21 protein-coding genes are annotated in these 22,841 nt (G+C 55.8%); 3 read left to right on the top strand and 18 right to left on the bottom strand.

The features are described from left to right. Positions 1 to 88 precede the first annotated feature (88 nt). The 3 genes from VV869_RS22150 (at position 89) to VV869_RS22140 (ending at position 1,490) form a co-directional block, all read left to right on the top strand. Positions 89 to 943, top strand: a complete 855-nt coding sequence (locus VV869_RS22150) for a GGDEF domain-containing protein (RefSeq protein ID WP_337737120.1) — start codon at positions 89 to 91, stop codon at positions 941 to 943. Between the two features lie 152 nt (positions 944 to 1,095). Continuing rightward, the gene (locus VV869_RS22145; RefSeq protein ID WP_337737119.1) at positions 1,096 to 1,302 is read left to right on the top strand and encodes a YaeP family protein; all 207 of its coding nucleotides are present in this window, start codon (positions 1,096 to 1,098) and stop codon (positions 1,300 to 1,302) included. Continuing rightward, a complete protein-coding gene (locus VV869_RS22140) occupies positions 1,302 to 1,490 on the top strand; it encodes a DUF4250 domain-containing protein (protein WP_337737118.1) in 189 nt (62 codons plus the stop codon). Before VV869_RS22145 ends, VV869_RS22140 begins: the two co-directional genes overlap by 1 nt. An 83-nt stretch (positions 1,491 to 1,573) precedes the next feature. Here VV869_RS22140 and VV869_RS22135 read toward each other — a convergent pair whose 3' ends face one another. The 18 genes from VV869_RS22135 to pyrH all read right to left on the bottom strand — a co-directional run bounded on the left by VV869_RS22135 (position 1,574) and on the right by pyrH (position 22,774). After that, positions 1,574 to 2,923 (bottom strand): sodium-dependent transporter, encoded by a 1,350-nt coding sequence (locus VV869_RS22135; protein ID WP_337737117.1) that lies wholly within the window; start codon positions 2,921 to 2,923, stop codon positions 1,574 to 1,576. A 211-nt stretch (positions 2,924 to 3,134) separates the two neighbouring features. After that, complete coding sequence (locus VV869_RS22130) at positions 3,135 to 3,446, bottom strand: c-type cytochrome (RefSeq protein WP_337737116.1); 312 nt, start codon at positions 3,444 to 3,446, stop codon at positions 3,135 to 3,137. An 85-nt stretch (positions 3,447 to 3,531) separates the two neighbouring features. Next, on the bottom strand, positions 3,532 to 4,851 hold the full coding sequence (gene tilS / locus VV869_RS22125; protein ID WP_337737115.1) for a tRNA lysidine(34) synthetase TilS: 1,320 nt from the start codon (positions 4,849 to 4,851) through the stop codon (positions 3,532 to 3,534). Positions 4,852 to 5,003: 152 nt separating this feature from the next. Next, on the bottom strand, positions 5,004 to 5,963 hold the full coding sequence (gene accA, locus VV869_RS22120) for an acetyl-CoA carboxylase carboxyl transferase subunit alpha (RefSeq protein WP_337737114.1): 960 nt from the start codon (positions 5,961 to 5,963) through the stop codon (positions 5,004 to 5,006). Positions 5,964 to 6,021: 58 nt separating this feature from the next. Beyond that, on the bottom strand, positions 6,022 to 9,501 hold the full coding sequence (dnaE, locus tag VV869_RS22115; protein ID WP_337737113.1) for a DNA polymerase III subunit alpha: 3,480 nt from the start codon (positions 9,499 to 9,501) through the stop codon (positions 6,022 to 6,024). A gap of 148 nt (positions 9,502 to 9,649) precedes the next feature. After that, positions 9,650 to 10,255 (bottom strand): ribonuclease HII, encoded by a 606-nt coding sequence (rnhB, locus tag VV869_RS22110; RefSeq protein ID WP_337737112.1) that lies wholly within the window; start codon positions 10,253 to 10,255, stop codon positions 9,650 to 9,652. After that, on the bottom strand, positions 10,256 to 11,395 hold the full coding sequence (gene lpxB, locus VV869_RS22105; RefSeq protein WP_337737111.1) for a lipid-A-disaccharide synthase: 1,140 nt from the start codon (positions 11,393 to 11,395) through the stop codon (positions 10,256 to 10,258). A gap of 2 nt (positions 11,396 to 11,397) precedes the next feature. Continuing rightward, a complete protein-coding gene (gene lpxA, locus VV869_RS22100) occupies positions 11,398 to 12,186 on the bottom strand; it encodes an acyl-ACP--UDP-N-acetylglucosamine O-acyltransferase (protein ID WP_337737110.1) in 789 nt (262 codons plus the stop codon). Continuing rightward, on the bottom strand, positions 12,183 to 12,638 hold the full coding sequence (gene fabZ, locus VV869_RS22095; RefSeq protein ID WP_261601866.1) for a 3-hydroxyacyl-ACP dehydratase FabZ: 456 nt from the start codon (positions 12,636 to 12,638) through the stop codon (positions 12,183 to 12,185). Before fabZ ends, lpxA begins: the two co-directional genes overlap by 4 nt. Before the next feature lie 96 nt (positions 12,639 to 12,734). Beyond that, positions 12,735 to 13,760: a UDP-3-O-(3-hydroxymyristoyl)glucosamine N-acyltransferase gene (gene lpxD / locus VV869_RS22090; RefSeq protein ID WP_337737109.1), complete on the bottom strand. Its 1,026-nt coding sequence runs from the start codon at positions 13,758 to 13,760 to the stop codon at positions 12,735 to 12,737. 149 nt (positions 13,761 to 13,909) lie between these two features. After that, positions 13,910 to 14,419 carry an OmpH family outer membrane protein gene (locus VV869_RS22085; RefSeq protein ID WP_337737108.1) on the bottom strand — a complete coding sequence of 170 codons (510 nt, stop codon included), beginning with the start codon at positions 14,417 to 14,419 and terminating at the stop codon, positions 13,910 to 13,912. 18 nt (positions 14,420 to 14,437) lie between these two features. After that, complete coding sequence (gene bamA, locus VV869_RS22080; protein ID WP_337737107.1) at positions 14,438 to 16,861, bottom strand: outer membrane protein assembly factor BamA; 2,424 nt, start codon at positions 16,859 to 16,861, stop codon at positions 14,438 to 14,440. A gap of 45 nt (positions 16,862 to 16,906) precedes the next feature. Further along, on the bottom strand, positions 16,907 to 18,262 hold the full coding sequence (gene rseP, locus VV869_RS22075; protein WP_337737106.1) for a sigma E protease regulator RseP: 1,356 nt from the start codon (positions 18,260 to 18,262) through the stop codon (positions 16,907 to 16,909). Continuing rightward, entirely contained in the window at positions 18,259 to 19,455 is a 1,197-nt protein-coding gene (gene ispC / locus VV869_RS22070; RefSeq protein ID WP_337737105.1) for a 1-deoxy-D-xylulose-5-phosphate reductoisomerase, read from the bottom strand. The genes rseP and ispC overlap by 4 nt, the downstream gene beginning before the upstream one ends. Positions 19,456 to 19,566: 111 nt before the next feature. After that, on the bottom strand, positions 19,567 to 20,415 hold the full coding sequence (locus tag VV869_RS22065; protein ID WP_337737104.1) for a phosphatidate cytidylyltransferase: 849 nt from the start codon (positions 20,413 to 20,415) through the stop codon (positions 19,567 to 19,569). 147 nt (positions 20,416 to 20,562) lie between these two features. After that, positions 20,563 to 21,321 (bottom strand): isoprenyl transferase, encoded by a 759-nt coding sequence (locus VV869_RS22060; protein WP_337737103.1) that lies wholly within the window; start codon positions 21,319 to 21,321, stop codon positions 20,563 to 20,565. Positions 21,322 to 21,401: 80 nt separating this feature from the next. Further along, positions 21,402 to 21,959: a ribosome recycling factor gene (gene frr, locus VV869_RS22055; RefSeq protein WP_337737102.1), complete on the bottom strand. Its 558-nt coding sequence runs from the start codon at positions 21,957 to 21,959 to the stop codon at positions 21,402 to 21,404. 86 nt (positions 21,960 to 22,045) lie between these two features. Further along, positions 22,046 to 22,774, bottom strand: coding sequence for a UMP kinase (pyrH, locus tag VV869_RS22050; RefSeq protein WP_337737101.1), 729 nt, complete (start codon positions 22,772 to 22,774; stop codon positions 22,046 to 22,048). Between the last annotated feature and the right edge of the window lie 67 nt (positions 22,775 to 22,841).

Below are 22,841 nucleotides of genomic sequence, written 5' to 3'. Positions count from 1 at the left end.
TTATATTTATTGATAAAAACCCATGATAAGTGTTGAAATGGCTTAATAATTGCCTATAGTAACCCCCTGATCTTTTTTTGACGCCCTTATGGATCCAAAAGTCTGGAGTAATATATTTGCCGACAGCAGTAAACCAAGGACCAAACCCCTTGGGGCTGATCAACGTCTGCTGATCCTGCAAAAATTCCAGGGCAAGCTGGATCTCGGCTTAATTTTTGAGATTTTTGCCCGCGAAGTCGAAAAACAGATCGATGTCAGTCGCATGGTCTGGGCGTTTGAAGAGACCACCTCCCTGGTCCGCCGGGGGCAGGCAACCCCACACAGGCAAACCTTTGTCCTGCGATTTGGCGACAACGAACTGGGCAAGCTGCAATACGCCACCCCCTACCCGCTCGATAAAGACGAAATCAGCCTGCTGCACACCTACCACCGGTTATTTGCCGGTCCGCTGGCGAACGCCATTGAATATCGCCGGGTAAAAAACATGGCGCTGCGCGACTACCTGTCGGGCCTCGGCAACCGCAGCAGCTTCGAACAGGATATCCAGCATGCCATCGCCATGAGCGAGCGGCGCAATGTCGGCCTGGTGCTGATGATGTTTGACCTGGATAACTTCAAACAAGTCAACGACAAATACGGCCACCTGGACGGCGATAAAGTGATCCGCAAGTTTGCAAGCCTGCTGAAACAGGCCGTACGGAGCTCCGACCGCTGTTACCGCATCGGCGGCGATGAGTTTGCCGTCCTGCTCCAGCCTGCCACGGACCAATCTGCCATGCACGTCAGCGAGCGGGTCGACCAGCTCATGCAGGAGGACCCGACCCTGCGCAACTTACGGATCGGGGTCTCGATCGGATTTGCCGAATACCAGAAAGGAGACACCAGCACGACCCTGGTTGACCGCACCGACCGCCAGCTCTACCGCCACAAACGAGCCCGTTAACGCACCAGATTTTGATCTCAGCACCAAAGCCGTGCTACAACTTTGCTAAGATAGCTGGGGTTGACGCACCGCCGGGCAAGGCGCACGCAGCCGCACTTCCCATAGATATTCCGGTGTCTATCGGAAGTGAACGAATCAAGAAGGACACGACCATGAAAGTCTATGAATGCTGCGAGCTGATCCGGATGACCTATGCCCAAATTGGTGGCGGTGAACTGGGATATATCCCCAATGCGATTCATTGTGCCGTCAAGGCACTCAACGAGATTGCTGCCAATGAACAAGTCCCGCTGGCGCTGCGCGAGCAGGCTGCATTTGCCGCCGCAAATCTGTTAATGAGTGATCACGAGGACCAATAATGGATGTGACAAAGTTTGAAACCATGGATCCGGTGATGCTGATGAGCATTGTCAACATGAAGATCCGCGATGAGTTCGGGACCCTGGACAGCCTGGTCAAATACTACGGGATTGACAAAGACAAGCTCATCGCCCGCCTCGCGGCCGCCGGGTTTGATTATCTGCCGGACGCCAAGCAGTTTCGCTGAGCCCGCGCGAGCGTGCCATACGCCCGACACCGAAAAACAAAAACGGAAGACAAGGCTTCCGTTTTTTTATATTGAAGGTCAGTTTATCCCAGAGAGGCGTAAAGCACCGTCGCCACCAGCACCGGGCACACCACCTTGACGTAGAGCGGCCAGATTTTCCAGAACAGGCTGTGTTGCAGATCCGGACTCCCGGCACTGAGCTCTTTCAGCTTCGAGTGACGCGACCACACCCACCCCCCGAACAAGGTGAACATCAGTGCTGCAACCGGCTGGAAGTATTGGGTAGCCACTTTGGCGACCAAGCCGAACAAGGCGCCGAAGTTGAAAATAATCACCACACTGAACAGCGCAATCACCCCACCCAGCAACCAGCTCGTCGGCTTGCGGCCTAAAGCAAAGCGCTCACTCACCAGCGACACCGGGCATTCCAGCATCGATATTGAAGAGGTCAACGCGGCAATGGTCATCAGGATAAAGAACACCAGTGCCACCAGCTGGCCGACAAATCCCAGGCTGTCAAACAGCATCGGCAACACGGTAAAGACCAGGGTATCCGAGCTCAGCAGCGAGCCGTCTTCGGCATAAATCGCCACGCCTTTGTTCATGGCAACGAACATGGCAGGCAGGACCACCAGGCCAGCGATAAAGGCCACAGCCGTATCCACCAGCGTCACGCTCAGCGCCATTTTCGGCAGGCTTTCTTTTTTGCTCAGGTACGAGCCGTAAATCAGCATGGAGCAGCCACCAATCGTCAGCGAGAAGAAGCCCTGGCCCATCGCCGCTAGAAGCAGCTCACGATCAAACACCATACTAAAATCCGGCACCAGGTAGTGCTTGAGGCCTTCCATCGCCCCGTCCTGGGTCATGATGTAGAGAAACAGCAAACCGAACAGCGCAAACAGCGCCGGCATTAAACGGGTAGACCATTTCTCAATCCCCTGCTTCACCCCGCTCTGAACAATCAGAATCGTCAGCAGGTAAAACACCACGGCACCGAACAGATTTCGGGAAACAGAGAAGCCTTTCAACCACTCAGACGCAGCCTGCAGGCCGATCATATCGGTCACGGCAGCCAGCATAAAACAAATCAACCAGCCCGCGACAATGCTATAAAACGCCAGGACCAACGACGGGACCATCAGACCAATCCAGCCGACCAGTGCCCCGGCCTTTTTTGCCGTCGGGTTGTCCGACAAGCTGCGCATACTGTCGATAGGGTTCGCCTGACCGTGACGGCCGATCGCCATTTCGACAATCAGCATCGGAAAGGCCACCACCAGAATCATCAACAGATAAACCAGCAAAAAAGCGCCACCGCCGTTGCTGGCAGCTTGCGTCGGGAATCCCCAGATGTTGCCCAGGCCCACGGCAGCACCGGCGGCTGCCAAAATAAACCCTATCCGTGATCCAAAATGTTCTCTGTTTCCTGCCATGACCCTTACCTTGATGTATCAGTGTGCTAGTACAATAATCCATCCCTGTTTTCGGATCAACACCAGAACGTCCGACTGGCTAAAACATAACCACCTAGCGGAAAGTATCAGGTTCATTCTGATTTAAACGATTCCTGACGCACATAAAAAAGCCGCTTCCCCGGAGAGGAAGCGGCTTTTTTGTCTGCGTCTCGCAAGACAAGCAGATAAATTATTTCAGCGAGGCATAATAAGCCGCCACATTGGCAATATCGCTATCGCTCAGCATCGCAGCCTGTGGCTGCATCACCACGGCCATGCCGCCAGTCCGCTCTTTGTTTTTGTAAGCTTTCAGGGCTCCGACCAGGTACTGCTCATTCTGGCCTTTCAGGTTTGGGTAAGTCGGGATCATCGCCGTACCATCCGCGCCATGGCATGCGGCACAGACCGCAGCTTTCGCTTTCCCCGCGGCTGCATCCGCAGCAAGTGTAGGGCCAGAAATCACGGTTGCTAACACTGCTATTGCAAGAACTTTTTTCATCATGTCCTCTTATAATTTTGTTTATCCAAAGGGGTGGTCTTTCAATTTACGATGAAAAACCAGCAAGTTAGATTGTGCACTCTTTAACCTAACATTGCACATCAAATACATCATTCTGCCAAGTCAGGTCACAGTCTTGACCCCGATACGCATCGACGACAAATAACCCGGCGACAGCCGCCAGCTGATCGCCATAAAAAATCAACGGCGTCCGGCGGCGATTCCAACTCGGCACGCCGTATTCCTGAAACAGTTTTTTGAGCTTGCGCCGCCCCACCCGGCCAACCGGTTTGGCTTCGATGCCTTCCGGATTAAAACGCACCGTCACCGGCTCGTCCGAAGCCGGTAGCCGGAGTTGCCCCTGCCCGGTGTGCTGAAGCAGCACGGTGCCGAGCGCCTGAGGCAAGTGACACGGAGCCCCCAGCGTACAAGACAGCTGAATATGGTGAATCGCCGGCCATTGCCGGATCAGGTACAGGCACTGGCGGTGGCGGCGCACTTCAACCTGCTGCCAGCGAAGCTGCGGGTTGGCATCCGCTCGGGCCATCACCACGCTGTTCCAGAGCTGACTGAGCTGTGCCTGAGACGGCATCAAGACGTCCTGCTGGCGCAACCACAAACGGATCAATTGCTTGCCTGTTCGCTCCGAGCCGAGCTCGGCAATCGCCAGGCTGCCGTCCGCCTGAACGGCCTGGGCTAGCCGGGTGGCCAGCAGCTCTGCCAACAGCGCTTCCTGCTCACCGCACAAGGCCGCGCTACGCGCGACAGACTTGCGCAGCCCGGGCCAGCGTGCCGTCAACCCGGGGGTGATCTCATGGCGTAAGAAGTTCCGATCATACCGGGTATCCCGGTTGCTCTCGTCTTCAATCCACGCCAGCCCCTGATGGCGGGCATACACTTCAATCTCTTCCCGGGTGGCCCAGAGCAACGGCCGCAGATGTTGCCCCTCGCCAAAAGGCGTCTCCGGCGCCATCGCAGCCAACCCCGCCGGGCCACTGCCCCGTTTGAGCGCCAGGAGGAAGGTCTCCAGCTGATCATCGGCATGCTGGGCCGTCAGGAGCAGATCCCCGTCGTTCACATGCCGGGCCAGCGCCTGATAACGCTGCTCGCGGGCCTGTTGCTCGACACTGACCCGGGCGCCCAGCGTTAACGTGACATGCTCTGCCGCAAACGCCAGACCGGCCTGCGCGCTCCAGTCGCGACAGCGCGCCAGCCAGGCATCAGCATTGGGACTCAAGCCGTGATGGACATGAACCACCTGCGCCTGATGTTGCGGGTGGCGCCGGATAAACTGCCCCAGCAATGCCAGCAACACGCGCGAATCCAGTCCACCGCTCAGGGCTAACACAAAACGTCGCGGACGTTCGCCATAAGGCTGAAGAAAGGCAGCGAATCGGGAATACAGCATGGGGCAGCTCACATCGATAATAGTGAAGCTCTTATACCAGAGTGACCCATAAAAAAAAACGGATCACCTGGGTGATCCGTTCTTCCGTCAATTGTGTTGCAGTGCGGCGGTTAGCCGTTAATAGCTAGCAGTTAGCAGTTAGCGGTTAGCGGTTAGCAGTAACCGTAGCTCAGCAGACGCTGGTAGCGACGCTCCAGCAATGCTTCGGTATCCAGACCGTCCAGCTCTTCCAGCGTCGCCAGAATTTGCTTCTTCAGGTTCTCAGCCATTTCGATCACGTTGCGGTGTGCACCACCCAGCGGCTCATCGATAATGTTGTCGATCAGATCCAGCTCTTTCAGGCGCTCCGCAGTCATGCCCATGGCTTCCGCCGCTTGCGGGGCCTTGTCAGAGTCACGCCACAAGATGGAGGCACAACCTTCCGGCGAGATCACCGAGTACGTGGAGTATTGCAGCATGTTGACACAGTCACCCACACCGATGGCCAGCGCGCCGCCGGAACCGCCTTCACCCACCACGTTACAGATCACCGGCACCGTCAGGCCAGCCATCTCTTTGAGGTTGGTCGCAATCGCTTCGGACTGACCACGCTCTTCCGCACCCACGCCCGGATAAGCACCCGCAGTGTCGATGAAGGTGATGATCGGCATCTTAAACCGCTCCGCCATTTTCATCAGACGCAGCGCTTTGCGGTATCCTTCCGGCTTTGGCATCCCGAAGTTACGCAACACTTTCTCTTTGGTTTCACGGCCTTTCTGGTGACCAATCACCATCACCGGACGTCCTTCCAGACGCGCGATCCCACCCACCAGGGCTTTGTCATCGGCAAACGCACGATCACCGGCCAGTTCGTCAAATTCGGTGAACATATGTTCAACATAATCAAAAGTGTACGGACGCTGTGGATGACGGGCTAACTGAGCAACCTGCCAGGCACCCAGATCGCCAAAAATCTTCTTGGTCAGCTCCAGGCTTTTCTTTTCCAGTTGTTCAATTTCTTTGTCCAGATCAACCGATGCTGATTCATCACGGCGCGACACTTCACGCAGTGCTTCAATTTTGGCTTCTAGTTCCGCAATCGGCTGTTCAAACTCAAGGAAGTTCAGGCTCATACCACTTCAATCCTTCGGCTCACGCTTATTGGCTATTGCACAATAAGTATGGGCACATTTAATTAAACTCAAGCTCTACCTGCTTTTCACCCAGCAAGATTTTAAGATCAGAAATCAGCTGATCGGCCGGGGTCACGCGCCACTCGGTCCCGAGGGTCAACTTGGCGCGCGCATTAGAGCGCTGATAGTACATATTTACCGGCACAGTACCTGCGCGGTGCGGCTCCAGCACTTTGCTGAAACGCTCAAAAAACTGTTCATCAATTTGCCTCTCCGTCACAGAGATGGCAAGTCCTCGCAAATGCTTTTCTCTGGCTTCTGAGATATCAAGCACTTCTCGCGCCGACATTTTAAGGCCACCGTTAAAATCATCAAAGCTGACCTGTCCGGAAACGACCAAAATGCGATCTTTCTCGACCAAATCAAGGTATCTTTCCAGCGGATCGGAAAATAACATCACTTCCATCCGCCCGGACCGATCGTCCAGAGTCAGCAAGCCGATGCGGGTGCCGCGCTTGGTGGTCATCACCCGGGCAGCAATCACCAGCCCGGCGACGGTCACCACTTTATCCCGCCCGGTCGGATGGGCATCTTTCAAACGCCAGGTGGTGTAGTGTTTCAGCTCCGGCACATAGACGTTGATCGGGTGGCCGGTCAGATACAGGCCAAGGGTTTCCCGCTCACCTTCCAGCCAGACTTTTTCCGGCCATTCCGGAATATTGGCATAAGCATGCTCAACTTCTTCCGGCGCTTCGGTCAGCACCCCGAACATGTCAGTCTGGCCGAAGGCTTCGGCCTGGTGGTGCTGACTCGCCGCTTTCAGGGCATCGTCCAGGGAAGCCATCATCGCGGCCCGGTTCGGCCCCAGGCGATCCAACGCGCCGCACTTGATCAGCCGCTCCAGCACCCGCTTGTTGACTTTTTTAGTGTCAATCCGGGCACAGAAATCAAACAGATCTTTGAAGTGACCGCCCTTCTCGCGCGCCGCAATGATATTTTCGATCGGGCCCTCACCGACCCCCTTCACCGCACCGATGCCGTAAACGATAGCGCCATTGTCATCGACGTTAAAGCGATACAGGCCCTTGTTGACATCCGGCGGCAGCAGTTCGAGCTTCATCCGGTGGCACTCGTCCACCAGACCGACGATCTTGTCGGTGTTATCCATATCGGCGGTCATCACCGCCGCCATGAATTCTGCCGGGTAGTGCGCCTTGAGCCACAGGGTCTGGTACGACACCAGCGCGTAAGCAGCGGAGTGGGATTTGTTAAACCCGTAACCGGCAAATTTCTCTACCAGGTCGAAGATCCGCATCGCCAGCTCGCCGTCGACGCCGTTCTTGATTGACCCTTCTTCGAAAATTGCCCGTTGCTTGGCCATTTCCTCCGGCTTTTTCTTACCCATGGCCCGGCGCAGCAAGTCCGCGCCGCCCAGGGTATAACCGGCCAGCACCTGGGCGATCTGCATCACCTGCTCCTGGTACAGGATGATGCCGTAGGTCGGCTCAAGAATTTCTTTCAGCGATTCGTGCTGCCACTTTTCATCCGGGTACGACACCGCTTCGCGGCCGTGCTTCCGGTCGATAAAGTTGTCTACCATGCCCGATTGCAGCGGGCCCGGACGGAACAGGGCCACCAGAGCGATCATATCTTCAAAGCAGTCCGGCTGCAGACGCTTGATCAGATCTTTCATCCCGCGCGATTCGAGCTGGAACACCGCGGTAGACTCCGAGCGCTGCAGCATGGCGAAGGATTTCGCGTCATCCATCGGAATGGCGGCGATATTGACCGGCGGCTTGCCCTGCGCTTCGAGGCGTGGGTTCACCATCCCCAGCGCCCAGTCGATAATGGTCAGGGTCCGCAGCCCAAGGAAATCGAATTTGACCAGCCCGGCGGTTTCAACGTCGTTCTTGTCGAACTGGGTGACCGGGTGATGGCCTTCGGCATCACAGTACAGCGGCGCAAAGTCGGTAATGGTGGTCGGTGAAATCACGACCCCACCGGCGTGTTTGCCGGCGTTTCGCGTCACCCCTTCCAGCACCCGGCACATGTCGATCAGATCCCGGACTTCCTCGTCCGCGTCATACACTTCCTGCAACTGCGGCTCGGCCTCAAACGCCTTGGCCAGCGTCATCCCCGGCTCGGCCGGCACCAGCTTGGAGATCCGGTCGACAAACCCGTACGGGTGCCCCAGCACCCGGCCGACATCACGGATCACCGCCTTGGCCGCCATGGTGCCGAAGGTGATGATCTGGGATACCGCATCCCGGCCGTACATTTCGGCCACGTGGTCGATCACCAGATCCCGTTTATCCATACAGAAGTCGATATCGAAATCGGGCATGGAGACCCGCTCCGGGTTCAGGAAACGTTCGAACAGCAGGTCAAATTCCAGCGGGTCCAGATCCGTGATATCCAGCGCGTACGCCACCAGGGAGCCGGCACCGGAGCCCCGGCCCGGCCCCACCGGGATCCCGTTATCTTTCGACCACTGGATAAACTCCATCACGATCAGGAAGTAGCCCGGAAACCCCATCTGGTTGATCACTTCCAGCTCGATGTCGAGGCGCTCATCATATTCCGGACGCCGCTCCTGGCGCACTGCTTCATCCGGGAACAGGAAGGCCAAACGCCGCTCCAGCCCCTCTTTGGACATTTTGACCAGATAATCTTCGGTGCTCAGATCGCCGGTCGGGAAGTTCGGCAGGAAGTATTCATTCAGGCGGACCGTCACGTTACAGCGCTTGGCAATTTCGACGCTGTTTTCCAGCGCTTCCGGAATGTCGGCAAACAAATCGCACATCTCTTCTTCGCTGCGCAGGTATTGCTGGGCGCTGTAGAGCTGCGGCCGGTTCGGATCGGCCAGGGTATAGCCGTCATGGATCGCGACCCGGATCGAGTGGGCATCGTACTGATCCGGCGAGATGAAGCGCACATCGTTGGTCGCGACCACCGGCAGCGCCATTTGCTCAGCCAGTTCAATCGCAAAGTGCAAATACACTTCTTCATCCGGGCGACCGGTGCGGGTCAGCTCGAGATAGTAACGATCGGGAAAGTGGGTCTGGTAGAACGCCACCAGGCGCTCGACCATCTGCTGGTTACCCTTGAGCAGCGCCTGGCCGACATCACCCCGCCGGCCGCCGGAGAGCAGGATCAATCCCTGGTGGCGCTCAACCAGCCAATCTTTGTCAATCACCGGCTGATGCTGCACATGACCGCGCTGATACGCATCCGAGATCAACAAGGTCAGGTTGCGATAGCCATCATTGTCAGCGGCCAGCACGGTCAGTTCGGTCAGGTCATCCCCCATCTCGTCCGAGCGGACTTTAAAATCCGCCCCGATGATCGGTTTCATCCCGGCACTGTGCGCGTTGTTGTAGAACTTCACCAGACCACACAAGTTGGTGAAGTCGGTCAGCGCCATGGCCGGCATGCCCATAGCGGCGACTTTTTTGACCAGCGGCGGGACCTTTGACAGGCCGTCAACCATTGAGAAATCACTGTGGACACGAAGATGAATAAAGCGGGGTTCAGCCATGACAAACCAGATTTGATAAATGCTTAAATCGTTAAGCGAGGATTATAGCCTAAAGGACGCCGCGCATCACCGCATGCGATGCAATCGGGCAAAACGCCACGCGCACGTGGCGAATGCCTCAGCGACCCGGCGCTGTCCTGCGGGAAAATCAGTCAATCCCGAGAATGCGTTTGACGGGTTTGAAACTCTTGCGGTGCTGTTCAATCGCGCCGAATTTTTCCAGGGCTTCAAAATGGGCCTTGGTCGGATAGCCCTTGTGCCGGGCAAACCCGTAATCCGGATACTGGGCGTCCAACGCTTCCATTTCCCGATCCCGGGTCACTTTGGCCAAAATCGAAGCGGCACTGATCTCCGCCACCCGCAAATCGCCTTTCACCACCGCCTGAGCAGCCATCGGCAGCTGCGGGATCTTATTGCCGTCAACCAGGACAAAATCCGGCTGGACCGACAGGCCCGCGACCGCCCGCTGCATGGCAACCATGGTGGCCTGCAAAATATTGAGCTGGTCGATCTCTTCCGGCTCACAACGCCCCAAAGACCAGGCCAGAGCCTTTTCCTTGATTTCATCAAACAAGGCGTTGCGCTTTTTCTCGCTCAGTTTTTTGGAGTCGGTCAGCCCGGCAATCGGGTTGGCCGGGTCTAAAATCACCGCTGCAGTGACCACCGCGCCGACCAGCGGCCCGCGGCCGACTTCATCCACCCCGGCAATGCACTGCGCCGCCGGGTATTCAAAAGGTTCCAAAGATGTTGCCATTTACTTGCCTATCAATTTCAGCACCGCTGCCGCGGCCTGTTGGTCTGCATTACATTTGATGAGCTGATGCAGGCGGGCAAACTCAGCCATCAGCGCGCTGTTGTCCGCATTCAGGAAGCGATCCACTTCGTGGCATAACTTCTCCGGCACGCAGTCGTCCTGCAGCAGCTCCGGCACCAGTTCGCGATCGGCCAGAATATTGGCCAGCGAGACATACTTGGTTTTCAGCATGCGCTTGGCCAGCCAGGCGGTCAGCGGCTTGACCTTATAGCCCACCACCATCGGCCGTTTGACCAGCATACACTCGAGTGCCACGGTGCCCGAAGCCAGCAGCACCACATCCGAAGCAATCATGACATTGCGGGCCGTATCGTCCACCAGCACAAAGTCGAGCTCCGGTGCGGTTTCGCGCCAAGCCTGCTCAAACTGCTCCCGGCGCTTTTGATTGACCAGCGCCACCACAAATCCGAGATCCGGGTGCTTTTGCTTAAGCAGCTTGCAGGTTTCGATAAACGGCGCGGCCAGCATGCCCATCTCGCTGCCCCGGCTGCCCGGCAATACGGCTAGCCAGCGTTTGCTGCGATCGAGTCCCAGCAGGTCCTGCGCCGCCCCCTGATCGGTTTCCAGCGGGATCGCATCGGCCATGGTATGGCCGATAAACTCACACGGGACATTGAATTTGTCGTAGAAGGCCTTCTCGAACGGCAGGAACGCCAGCACCAGATGAGTGGCGGCTTCAATCTTGAAGATCCGCTTCTGGCGCCAAGCCCAAACCGACGGGCTGACATAGTGCACGGTTTTGATCCCGCGCAGCTTCAGATCGCGCTCCAGACGCAGGTTGAAATCCGGGGCATCAATACCGACAAACACATCCGGCGGATTGTCACTGAAATACTTCACCAGCTCGGCTTTGACTTTCAGCAAGCGCGGCAGGCGGCCGAGGACTTCAACAATCCCCATCACCGCCAGCTCTTCCATATCAAACAGGGTCTCGCACCCGGCGGCCTGCATCCGCGGGCCGGCAATACCGACGAACTCCGCGTCCGGATACTGTTGCCGGATGGCCTGGATAAACCCGGCACCTAAAATATCGCCGGAGATTTCCCCGGCGACAATTCCAATTCGAAGTGGCTTGGTCATATTCAGCGAATGATTCCGCGCGTTGATTGCTCGAAGAAGTCGACAAACCGTTGCACCGGGGCATGCGTTTTCGCCAGGGCTTCGATTTCCGGTTTCACTTCCGCCAGGGTCTTGCCTGAGCGGTACAGCGCCTTATACACCGCACGAATTGCTTTGATATCTTCTTTCTCAAAGCCGCGGCGCTTGAGGCCTTCAACGTTGATGCCGAACGGCGCACAGTGGTTCCCCTGTGCCATCACGTACGGTGGGACGTCCTGAACGACAATCGAGCCGCCGCCCAGCATGCAGTGATCGCCAATGGTACAGAACTGGTGAATCGCAGACATTCCGCCGACAATCGCATGGTTGCCCACGGTCACGTGACCGGCCAGGGTTGCGTTATTGGCAAAAATACAGCGGTCACCGACGACACAGTCATGCGCCACATGGGCGTTAATCATGAACAGGTTGTCATTGCCGACTTTGGTGATCCCGTTGTCCTGAACCGTACCGCGGTGCATGGTTACGCTTTCGCGGATGGTGTTGCGATCGCCGATCTCCAGACGGGTCGGCTCACCGGCATATTTCAGGTCCTGGCACTCTTCGCCAATGGAAGCAAACTGGAAGATGCGGTTCTCACGGCCAATCTTGGTCGGACCTTTCACTACCACGTGGGACATAATTTCTGTCCCTTCACCGATTTCAACATCAGCGCCGATGTAGCTAAACGGACCCACTTTCACGTTGGCACCGAGAATCGCCCCTGCTTCGACCACCGCCGACGGGTGGATTTGGGCTGTTTCGTGAATCATGAAAACTCTCGTCTTGCACATTTCAGTTCGGCAGAGCACACGACGTCGCCATCAACTCTGGCAACCCCATTAAACATCGCAATGCCGCGGCGCTCTTTCAGGAATTCCACTTCAATGATCAGCTGATCACCCGGGCCCACCGGCTTGCGGAATTTCGCGTTATCAATGCTGGCAAAGTAATACAGTTCATTTTCCGATGGCGCGCCAAAGGTCTTAAATGCCAGCAGGCCAGTCGCCTGAGCCATGGCTTCCAGGATCATGACCCCCGGGAAAACCGGCATCTTCGGAAAGTGGCCGGTAAACTGCGGCTCATTCACAGAAACATTCTTAATCGCGGTCAGGGTTTTACCCTCTTCGTAGTCGGTTACGCGATCAATCATCAGAAACGGATAGCGGTGTGGCAAAAGTTCCTGAATCTCTGTGATATTTAGCGTCTTGTTTTCGCTCGTCAAAACTGCATTCCTGTCTTAAATAAAAGTCAATATGGGCTCATTCTACCGCAAAAAGATCCGCAGAGTGTGCGGACCTGTTGATTTCGGCGAAGGCGATCAGCTGTTTTCGTCCAGCTTCTTCTCAACCGCCTTGAGCCGCTTATTCATGTCGTCAATCTTCATGGTGCGGGCCGCGGTCTTGCGCCATTCTTTGTTTGGCTGCAACGGGATCCCGGAAGAGTACATGCCCTTCTCTTCGATACTGCGCATCACCATCCCCATGCCGGTAATCGTCACGCCATCAGCGATCTCGATATGACCGTTCAACACGGACGCGCCGCCGATAATACAGTATTTACCGATTTTGGTACTGCCGGCGACAATCGTGCCGCCCGCCATCGCGGTGCCGTAACCAATCTGCACGTTGTGGGCAATTTGCATCTGGTTGTCGATAATGACGTTATCTTCGATGATGGTGTCTTCCAGGGCACCCCGGTCAATGGTCGTCCCGGCACCGATCTCTACCCGGCTGCCGATCCGAACGCTACCCAGTTGCGGGATCTTGACCCACTCGCCTTTGTTGTTAGCGTACCCGAAACCGTCCGAACCAATCACAGTGCCGGCCTGCACCAGACAATCGGTGCCCAGCACCACGTTGTGGTAAATGCTCACATTGGCCCAGATTTTGGTCCGCGCGCCAATCTCAGCATTCTTACCGACAAAACACCCCGGGCCAATCTGGACGTGATCGCCCAACTTCACACCGGATTCAATCACGGCATTGTGGCCGATGGCCACACCTTCGCCCAGTACCACGTCATCAGCGACATAAGCACTTGGGGCAATCTCGGTCGCCGCGGCTGGCGTGGTATCGAGCAGCTGAGCCACAAGTGCATAGCCCAGGTATGGGTCGTTCATCACCAGGGCATTGCCGTCAAAATAAGGCAGATCCGCTTCTTTGAGGATCACCGCCGAAGCCCGGCATTCCGCCAGATGCTTGCGGTATTTACTGCTCGACAAAAACGTGATGTCACCCTGCCCGGCCTGGTTGGTGCCCGCGATCGATTCAATGCTGACAGTGCCATCTCCGCGTAGCTCTGCCCCCAGTTTCGCTGCTATTTCAGCAAGAGTAATTCCAGCCATGTGTTACCTTAAATTTTTTATCATTGTTCAGCGGTGATCGGCGACCCTGAGGGTCTCCCAGAAACAGCAAAGCGAAAGGGATAGCCACTCGAGATGACCATCCGCTTTCGACTTGATTACTGCCATTCCAGCCAGGTGTTGCGCGCTGCTTATTTCACCGCGGCAATGACCTTCGACGACAAGTCATCTTTCGGGCTGGCGTGCAGCACTGCATTGGCATCAAGCACCAGATCATAGCCTTCTTTCTTAGCCACATCCTGGATTGCCTGGCGAATTTTCTGAACCAGTTTCTGCTCTTCTTCGGAGCCGCGGCGACGCTGATCTTCCTGCAAGGCCTTGGCTTTCAGTTTATAGTCAGACTCCAGGGCAGCCATTTCACGCTGTAGTTTGGTGCGATCTGCGGCGCTCATCAGCTCGCCATCACGCTTAAGCTTTTCGACTTTCGTCTTCATGCTATTTTCAATACCGCGCAATTCGTCGATGCGATCTTTAAATTCATTGCGCAGCTTTTGTGGCACATTATACCGTTTTGCCAGCTGAGCCATAGCCTGACCAGTCGCAACATAGCCGACTTTTTGCGCAGCTTCCCCGGCATTGGCATACATCGATGAAGAAATAATCACCAGGCTCAGGCCTGCCGCTTTAATCCACTGTTTCAAAAGACTCTCCTTAATTGATTAGAATGTGCGACCGATGGTGAAGGTGAAGAACTCTTCATCATCCCCTTCGTATTTCTTGATTGGACGTGCAACCGAGAATACGAGCGGCCCCATCGGGGACATCCACTGCAATGCAGCACCGTAAGATGCCCGGATCAAGGATGGATCAGAGTAGTCATTCAAGAATCTCCCATCCGAATCCGTCAGATCATATTCAGTATCCCATACCGTCCCGGCATCCACGAACACACTGGTGCGTAACTGGTTCTGGGCTTCTTCCGAAGCAAACGGGGTCGGGACAATCAGCTCGACACTTCCCAGTGCCACAGCGTTCCCCCCGGCCGCATCATCGGTCCCGGTTGCACAGCTGTTATTCCCGCCACCACCGATCCCGCCGGATGGACAACCACCGACATAGACGGCCTTCGGACCCACAGTGTTCGAGCGGAAACCACGCAGGGTCGAGAAACCACCGGCATAGAAGTTTTCATAGAACGGCAGCAGGTGATCGCTGCCGTTATCCGTAGTGCCGTAACCGTTGCCGTACCCCAGCTTACCACGCAGCAGCAGGCTGAAGTGGTGGTCTTCATCCAGTGGATAGTACTGACGGACGTTATACTGCACCTTGAAATACTGCGCATCCGACCCCGGAATCGTCATCTGGAACGACGCCCGCTGGTGATTCCCTGCCGTCGGGAAATAACCGCGGTTGAGGTTATTGCGGGTCCAGGAGACCGACCAGTCGAAGTCATCGAGCTCAATCACGTTGTCACCGCGGTCAAAACCGTGGATCGCTTTGAATTTCTCGATCTGGTAATACTCCTGGGTATTGGAGATCTTGTTGTGATCATAGCCCAGGCCAAATTCGAAGAAGTTCAGCTCGTCAAACGGGAAACCCCAGGTCAGGCTGGTGCCGTAACTCTGGTTGGTATAGTCCGAAATGTTCGCATCCGACGCTTCGAACTCATTGTAGTAAACTTTCCCGCCCAGGCTGACGCCATCCAGCGTGAAGTACGGATCACGATACTCCATGCTGATATTTTTCTGGTAATCGTTCATCATCGCGCTGATGCCGAAGCGATTCCCGGTACCCAGGAAGTTATCCTGCTGGATCCCGGCCTGGAAGCTGACCCCGGATTCGGTGCCGTAGCCAATCCCAAAGTTGATGTTACCGGCGTTGGCCTCCTTCACAGCGTATTGCAGGTCAACCTGATCGTCGGTGCCCGGCACCCGGACGGTCTGAACATCCACCGTTTCAAAGAAACCGGTCCGGCTCAGACGCTCTTTACCACGCTCAACGGATTTGGAGTTGAGCCAACTGCCTTCCATCTGGCGCATTTCCCGGCGCAGCACTTCGTCTTTGGTCGAGACGTTACCGGAGAAGCCGATGTTGCGGACATAAATCCGCTTCCCCGGATCCACATTCACAATCAGGGAAACTTGCTGGTTGGCATCATCGAAATCGGGGATCGTGGTCACCTGCGGGTAGGCATAACCCAGCTCACCCAGCTTACGCTTCACCGCTTCTTCCAGCGCCGTCACTTTGGCGCCGTTATAGACTTCGCCACCCTTGATGGTCACCAGGCTCTGAAGCTCGTCGCCCTTGTCCATCAGGTTACCGCGAAAACTGACGCCTTGGACCCGGTACTGCTCGCCTTCATTGATTTTCAGGGTGATATACACCCCTTTTTTGTCCGGTGAAATTGCCACCTGGGTCGATTCAAGCTTGTACTTGAGGTAACCATTGTTCAGGTACTGCGAGCGCAGGGTTTCCAAATCGCCGGCCAGCACCTGCTTCTGATATTTTTCATCCGCCAGGAAGTTCCACCACGGCACTTCCGCCTGGAGGTTGAACTTGTCCTGCAGCGCTTCATCCGTAAAAACGCTATTCCCGATGAAGTTAATTTGCTGGATTTTGGCAGACACGCCTTCGGTGAAGACAAATTTTAAGTCCGCGCGGTTACGCGGCAGCGGGGTGACCACGGCCTTAACCGTCGCATTGTATTTCCCGACGCTGTAATAGAAGTCTTCCAGCCCTTTTTCGATCTTACTCAGGGTGGTGCGATCCAGCGCTTCCCCCACCGAGATGCGCGAGGCATCCAAGTTTTCCTTGAGCTGCTCCTCTTTGATCGCTTTGTTGCCGGAGAAAGTGATACTGGCAATCGTCGGACGCTCCAGCACCTTCACCAACAGGGTGTCTCCATCACGGAACACCTGAATATCTTCAAAGTTGCCGGATGCAAAAAGGGATTGAATCAATTCCGCAATATCGCGCTCATCCACGCCATCGCCAACCCGGACCGGCATGGCCAACAAAGCCGCCCCTAAGGTGACGCGCTGCAAGCCTTCAAAACGAATGTCTTCAACTACAAATTGTTCCGCGCTCTGCGCAACACTACTACCGAGTATCAGTGATGCGACCAATAAATTTTTTATCGCCATTAGTGTTCTGATTATTCCTTGCTAAAAATCGCGCTTAAGCACTGTTCAAAGGCGGGTAAAGTCATTGAATAGCGCAACGGCCATTAACGCAACCAAAATGGCTGAGCCCACTCTGTAGCCTATCTCCTGAACACGTTCAGAAACAGGACGACGGGTTACCGCTTCAATGGCGAAGAACATCAAGTGTCCACCATCCAGCACCGGCAGCGGTAACAGGTTCACAATCCCCAGGTTGACACTAATGAGCGCCAGGAACCCCAGAAAATAAACCACCCCGTAATCTGCCGTCATTCCCGCCCCTTTGGCGATGGAAATCGGGCCGCTGAGGTTTTTAATCGCAACGTCACCCGTCACCAGCTTGGTGACCATGTCGAATGTCAGGGTGACCAGCTGCCAGGTTTTTTCAACCGCTTTCCCCACAGCCTCAATCGGGCCGTATTGCAAATTGATCCGGTAAGACTCCGGCCACGGTTCGACCTGCGGAGCAAACCCGGCATAACCGATCACTTGTCCGTCACCCAGGGTCTTACTGTTTGGCACCAGCGTCAGCGGTAATGTCTGGCCATCACGACGCACCATCAGCGCCAGCGGTTGCTGCGGGTGGGCGCGCACGGCATCCACCACTTGCTGCCACTCGGTCACCGGGACCTGCTCAATGGCCACAATCTCATCATTGAGCTGTAATCCTGCCGTCAGGGCCGCCCCCCCTTCAACCAGCTTGGCAATGGCCAGGGTGATTGGCGGAGAGTAAGGGGTGATCCCCAGCGACGTCAGCACCGGCTCGCGGTCCGGGTCAAAGGACCAGGAGCGCAAATCCAGCGTCCGGCGGATCTCATAACCGCCTTCCGGCTCTGCAACCGTGATCACCATTTCCTGATCACCGATGTGGGAGATCATGGCCATATTGGCAGACTCCCAATCAGCGGTTTGGATTCCCGAAATGGATTTTAGTTCCATCCCGCTGCGAATTCCTGCCTCGGCCGCAATCGACTGCGGGGCAACGTCTCCCACCACAGGGCGAACCGCCGGCACGCCGATCAGGTACACCACCCAGTATGCAAAAATCGCGAACAGGAAATTGGCCAGCGGCCCGGCGGCCACAATCGCACTGCGCTGCCACAGCGGTTTGTGATTAAATGCCAGATGCTGTCTCTCGGCCGGGACATCATCCACCCGGCCGTCCAGCATTTTGACATAGCCGCCCAGCGGGATCATCGCCAGGGTATATTCCGTGCCGTCCTTCCCGATTTTGCGCCAAAGCGCGCGGCCGAAGCCGATCGAGAAGCGCTCGACATAAACACCACAGCGACGGGCGACCCAAAAGTGACCGTATTCGTGTACTGCAATCAATATCCCCAGGGCAACGAGAAACGCCCCCAGGTTCCACAAAATACCCATCATAACGATACCTTACCAATCACTTCCCGAGCCAAAACTCGCGCCATTCTATCCAGCTCAATTACGCTTTCCAAGTCAGTGGGTTCTGTCATTTGTGCCCGTTCCAGAACCTGCTGGTTGACCTGCGCAATGCCGGTGAACGTGAGCTGATGATCCAAAAATGCCGCAACCGCTTCTTCATTGGCGGCATTGAGCGCGGTGGTGGCTGCTTGCCCGCTGTAACAGGCATCCATCGCCAGCTTCAGACACGGATAACGGGAGAAATCCGGCTGCAGGAAGGTAAACTCTCCCACTTTGCTGAAATCGAGCGCTGCCACACCGGCATCTACCCTTTCAGGATAGGCCATTGCACAGGCGATTGGGGTCCGCATGTCCGGCAGCCCCATCTGCGCCAGCACCGAGCCGTCTTTGTACTGCACCATCGAATGAATCACAGACTGAGGATGGATGATCACCTCCATCTGCTCGCGCGTGGCATTAAACAGCCAGCGCGCTTCAATGTATTCCAGCCCCTTATTCATCATGGTGGCCGAATCAACTGAAATTTTCGGCCCCATCGACCAATTCGGGTGGGCAATCGCCATCGCCGGGGTCACGGTGGCCAACTCGCTGATGTCGGTATAGCGGAACGGGCCGCCGGAGCCGGTCAGCAGAATTTTACTGATCCCGTGCGCATCCAGATCGCAATGTCCCAGGGTTTGCTGAATCTGCGCCGGCAAGCTCTGGAAAATTGCGTTGTGCTCGCTATCGACCGGCAACAGCTCGGCACCGCTGGCCCGGCAGGCGTCGATAAACAGCTGTCCCGACATCACCAGGGCTTCTTTATTGGCCAGCAGAATCCGTTTACCGGCGCGAACCGCGGCCATGGTCGGTAATAACCCGGCCGCACCGACAATCGCCGCCATCACCGTATCGACTTCATCGAGCGCTGCCACCTGGCACATCCCGTCGACCCCGGCCAGCACCTCCGTCGGTAAATTATGCTGATTCAGTTGGTGTCTCAGCGCTGCGGCAGCCTGCTCAGTTGCCATCACCGCATACTTCGGCCGCCACTGCCGGCAAAGCTCAAACATTTTCTTGCTGTTTGTCCCAGCCGCCAGTGCCACCACCTCAAACAGGTCCGGGTTTTGAGCGGCGACTGCCAGCGTGCTCCCGCCGATGGAGCCGGTCGCACCAAGAATCGTTAACTTACGCATAAAATCACTTACATTCAGCTGTAAAAAGCAGCCCGCAGGCTGCTCAGAAACACGGGGGTAGACTTGGCGCAAAGCCCCGGGCCTCCGCTGTGGCGGACCCGGCGCTATGCATCAGACAAGCCAAAGATAGAGCAAAGCAAAAACAGGCAGGGCGGCGGTCAGGCTGTCAATACGGTCCAAAATACCGCCGTGGCCCGGCAAAATGCTACCGCTGTCTTTCACGCCGGCTGCCCGCTTAAACATACTTTCAACCAAATCACCCAGCACCGAAGCTACCACGGTGATCACCGCAATCAGCAACAGGCTGCCCAGGCTGCCAAATGGAATATCCATCAGGGCGGCACTGCCCCAGGTGACGAGCACCGCCAGCGTTGCGCCGCCAACCAAGCCTTCAATGGTCTTATTCGGGCTGACAGACGGTGCCATTTTCCGTTTTCCGAAACGCTTCCCGGTAAAGTAGGCCCCGGTATCCGCAGCCCACACCAGAATGCAGACCAGCAGGACCAACTTAGCACCGTGATACGGCGCTTCGGCATAATTGACGGCACGCAGCATCAGCACGCCCCAGAAGAACGGGATCAGGGTCAGTAAGCCGAAAAGGTATTTTAATGAGGTGGCTTTTGACCAAAGTGTGGCACTGGCCGGGTACGTGATTGCCAGCAGCGAAGCCACCAGCCACCAGAGCCCACCCACCGCTAACATGTAGTGATGCGAGCGAGCCAGTTCAGACAGGGCGGTTACATCCATCGGCAACCAAGCCATGGAGCCCCCCAGTACCAAAGTTGGAACGATCATCGCGCCCCAACGCGATTTAGCGTCTACAAATTGCGTCCATTCCCAAAAACCGGCCAAAGTCACTGCCGCCAGTGCAAAAACAAAAGCAGGGAAAGGAAGGTAGAAAATCCCTGCAATGACTAACGGCGCGAGGATGAGCGCGGTAATAATACGTTGCTTAAGCAAGCTGCGTCCTCTCGTTGTTTATTATATTCGGTAACAGCCCAGCATATCGTTTGCTGTCAGTGCTGCCGTGGCAGCGGATCACAAGGCACACTCGAAGCCGTTGTGCCTTGGTTTCAGCCACCTTAAGTCACGATCATATCGTCGTGGCTATGATTCCAATAAAGCCTGTACCTGTTCGCCGGTACACCCGAACCGACGTTCGCGGTTCACATACCAGGCAATCGCATCCGCCAAACTCTGTTCGTCGAAATCCGGCCAGTGCTGCTCCGTAAAATACAGCTCAGCGTAAGCCATCTGCCATAGCATGAAATTACTGATCCGCCGCTCGCCGCTGGTCCGGATCAACAAATCGACGTCCGGCAGACCGGAAGTCGACAGGGCTTGCGCCAGGGTCGTTTCCGTAATGGCGTCGACCGGCATCGCCTGATCAGCCACCTGCTGCGCCAGTTGCCGGGCCGCCTGCAGGATATCCCATTGACCGCCATAGTTTGCTGCAACATTCAGGACGAGTCCGGTGTTTTCAGCAGTCAACGCTTGCGCTTCCGCAATTTTCTTTTGCAGACGCGCACTGAAACGGGTGGTATCGCCAATAATGCGCAGGCGAATATTGTTCTTGTGCAGGCGTTTGACTTCACGGCCCAGTACCGTCATGAAGAGCTCCATCAACAAAGAGACTTCTTCTTCCGGACGCCGCCAGTTTTCACTACTGAAGGCAAACAGGGTGATCACCTGGATCCCGAGCCGACTGGCTGCCGACACTGTTTTTCGCACTGCCTCCACACCGGCTTTGTGGCCAAATACCCGGGCTTTGCCCTTCGATTTCGCCCATCGGCCGTTGCCATCCATAATCACAGCAATATGCTTGGGCAGCTTATCAGCAGAAAGCATTGTTTCTGGTTCTGCCATAGAGCTTCCTCAAAAAAAAAGCGCTGTGCTGCACGCACAGCGCCTGACCTCTCTTTCGCTAATGACAAAGACGTGGCGTCTTATACTTCCATCAGCTCTTTTTCTTTCGTTTCCAGGATCGCGTCGATTTCCTTCACTGCCGCATCGGTCAGCTTCTGGATATCATCCTGCGCGCGACGATCATCGTCTTCAGAGATTTCTTTGTCTTTCAGCAGGCCTTTCACGTCTGCGTTGGCGTCACGGCGAATGTTACGCACGGCAACACGGCCCTGCTCCGCTTCGGCACGAACGATCTTCACCAGATCACGACGACGCTCTTCGGTCAGCGGTGGCAGAGGGACGCGGATCACGGTACCGGCAGACATTGGGTTCAGGCCCAGATCTGACATCATGATCGCTTTTTCAACTTTCTGCGTCAGCTCTTTGTCGAACACAGTGATGGCCAGCGTGCGTGCATCTTCAGCAATCACGTTAGCAACCTGGCGCAGCGGTGTGTTTGAACCGTAGTATTCCACCTGAATACCGTCAAGCAGGCTTGGGTGCGCACGACCGGTACGTACCTTGCTCAGTTGGTTTTTCAGCGCTTCTACGCTTTTGCCCATACGCTCTTTAGCGTCTTGTTTAATTTCATCAATCACGGTTTATACCCTTAATGATTCGGCTATCGCGGGAGCGCGAGTCGCTCCCGGCCAGAAAGAATGATCAGAACTTAATCGTCGGCCACTTAATAGTTGCAGATGAGCGTGCCTTCTTGCTCACCCATCACGACACGGCGCAGCGCACCCGGTTTGTTCATGTTGAACACACGGATTGGCATGCCATGGTCACGTGCCAGCGTAAATGCCGCTAAGTCCATTACTTTCAGTTCTTTGTCCAGAACGTCATTGTAGCCTAGCTTATCATAAAGAACAGCTTCTGGGTTCTTCACTGGGTCATCTGTGAACACACCATCAACTTTTGTCGCTTTCAGCACCACATCTGCTTCAATTTCGATCCCGCGCAGGCAGGCTGCAGAGTCTGTGGTAAAAAACGGGTTGCCGGTACCGGCAGAGAAAATCACGACACGGCCCTGACGCAGTTGGCTGATCGCATCAGCCCAATTGTAGCTGTCACAGACACCGTTCAGCGGAATTGCAGACATCAACTTGGCGTTCACATAGGCACGGTGCAGCGCATCGCGCATGGCCAGGCCATTCATCACGGTCGCCAGCATGCCCATGTGGTCGCCCACAACTCGGTTCATCCCTGCTTCAGCCAGGCCTGCACCACGGAACAGGTTACCACCACCGATAACCAGGCCAACTTGTACACCCAGTTCGATCAATTCTTTGATTTCTTGCGCCATACGGTCAAGAACATTTGCGTCAATACCAAAACCTTCATCGCCCTGCAGCGCTTCACCGCTCAGCTTAAGCAAAATTCGTTGATAAGTCGGTTTAGGATTCGTGGTCATTAATGATACCTTCCAGGCTTACTTTGAGATAGGGAGTTGTAAAAAGACCGCAGCCAAGGCCACGGTC

The sequence above is a fragment of the Photobacterium sp. MCCC 1A19761 genome (genome assembly GCF_037389125.1).
GTDB lineage: Bacteria > Pseudomonadota > Gammaproteobacteria > Enterobacterales > Vibrionaceae > Photobacterium.
Note: the sequence above shows the minus strand (reverse complement) of the source record. Positions and strands in the feature narration are given on the sequence as shown.

What these genes read in the sequence shown, in the direction of transcription:
- dnaE (WP_337737113.1), bottom strand. Translation starts at nt 9,501, where the DNA reads ATGGCTGAACCCCGCTTTATTCATCTTCGTGTCCACAGTGATTTCTCA.
- lpxB (WP_337737111.1), bottom strand. Translation starts at nt 11,395, where the DNA reads ATGACCAAGCCACTTCGAATTGGAATTGTCGCCGGGGAAATCTCCGGC.
- VV869_RS22150 (WP_337737120.1), top strand. Translation starts at nt 89, where the DNA reads ATGGATCCAAAAGTCTGGAGTAATATATTTGCCGACAGCAGTAAACCA.
- bamA (WP_337737107.1), bottom strand. Translation starts at nt 16,861, where the DNA reads ATGGCGATAAAAAATTTATTGGTCGCATCACTGATACTCGGTAGTAGT.
- VV869_RS22130 (WP_337737116.1), bottom strand. Translation starts at nt 3,446, where the DNA reads ATGATGAAAAAAGTTCTTGCAATAGCAGTGTTAGCAACCGTGATTTCT.
- ispC (WP_337737105.1), bottom strand. Translation starts at nt 19,455, where the DNA reads ATGCGTAAGTTAACGATTCTTGGTGCGACCGGCTCCATCGGCGGGAGC.
- accA (WP_337737114.1), bottom strand. Translation starts at nt 5,963, where the DNA reads ATGAGCCTGAACTTCCTTGAGTTTGAACAGCCGATTGCGGAACTAGAA.
- lpxD (WP_337737109.1), bottom strand. Translation starts at nt 13,760, where the DNA reads ATGGCTGGAATTACTCTTGCTGAAATAGCAGCGAAACTGGGGGCAGAG.
- VV869_RS22060 (WP_337737103.1), bottom strand. Translation starts at nt 21,321, where the DNA reads ATGGCAGAACCAGAAACAATGCTTTCTGCTGATAAGCTGCCCAAGCAT.
- lpxA (WP_337737110.1), bottom strand. Translation starts at nt 12,186, where the DNA reads ATGATTCACGAAACAGCCCAAATCCACCCGTCGGCGGTGGTCGAAGCA.
- rnhB (WP_337737112.1), bottom strand. Translation starts at nt 10,255, where the DNA reads ATGGCAACATCTTTGGAACCTTTTGAATACCCGGCGGCGCAGTGCATT.
- VV869_RS22135 (WP_337737117.1), bottom strand. Translation starts at nt 2,923, where the DNA reads ATGGCAGGAAACAGAGAACATTTTGGATCACGGATAGGGTTTATTTTG.
- rseP (WP_337737106.1), bottom strand. Translation starts at nt 18,262, where the DNA reads ATGATGGGTATTTTGTGGAACCTGGGGGCGTTTCTCGTTGCCCTGGGG.
- VV869_RS22145 (WP_337737119.1), top strand. Translation starts at nt 1,096, where the DNA reads ATGAAAGTCTATGAATGCTGCGAGCTGATCCGGATGACCTATGCCCAA.
- VV869_RS22140 (WP_337737118.1), top strand. Translation starts at nt 1,302, where the DNA reads ATGGATGTGACAAAGTTTGAAACCATGGATCCGGTGATGCTGATGAGC.
- pyrH (WP_337737101.1), bottom strand. Translation starts at nt 22,774, where the DNA reads ATGACCACGAATCCTAAACCGACTTATCAACGAATTTTGCTTAAGCTG.
- tilS (WP_337737115.1), bottom strand. Translation starts at nt 4,851, where the DNA reads ATGCTGTATTCCCGATTCGCTGCCTTTCTTCAGCCTTATGGCGAACGT.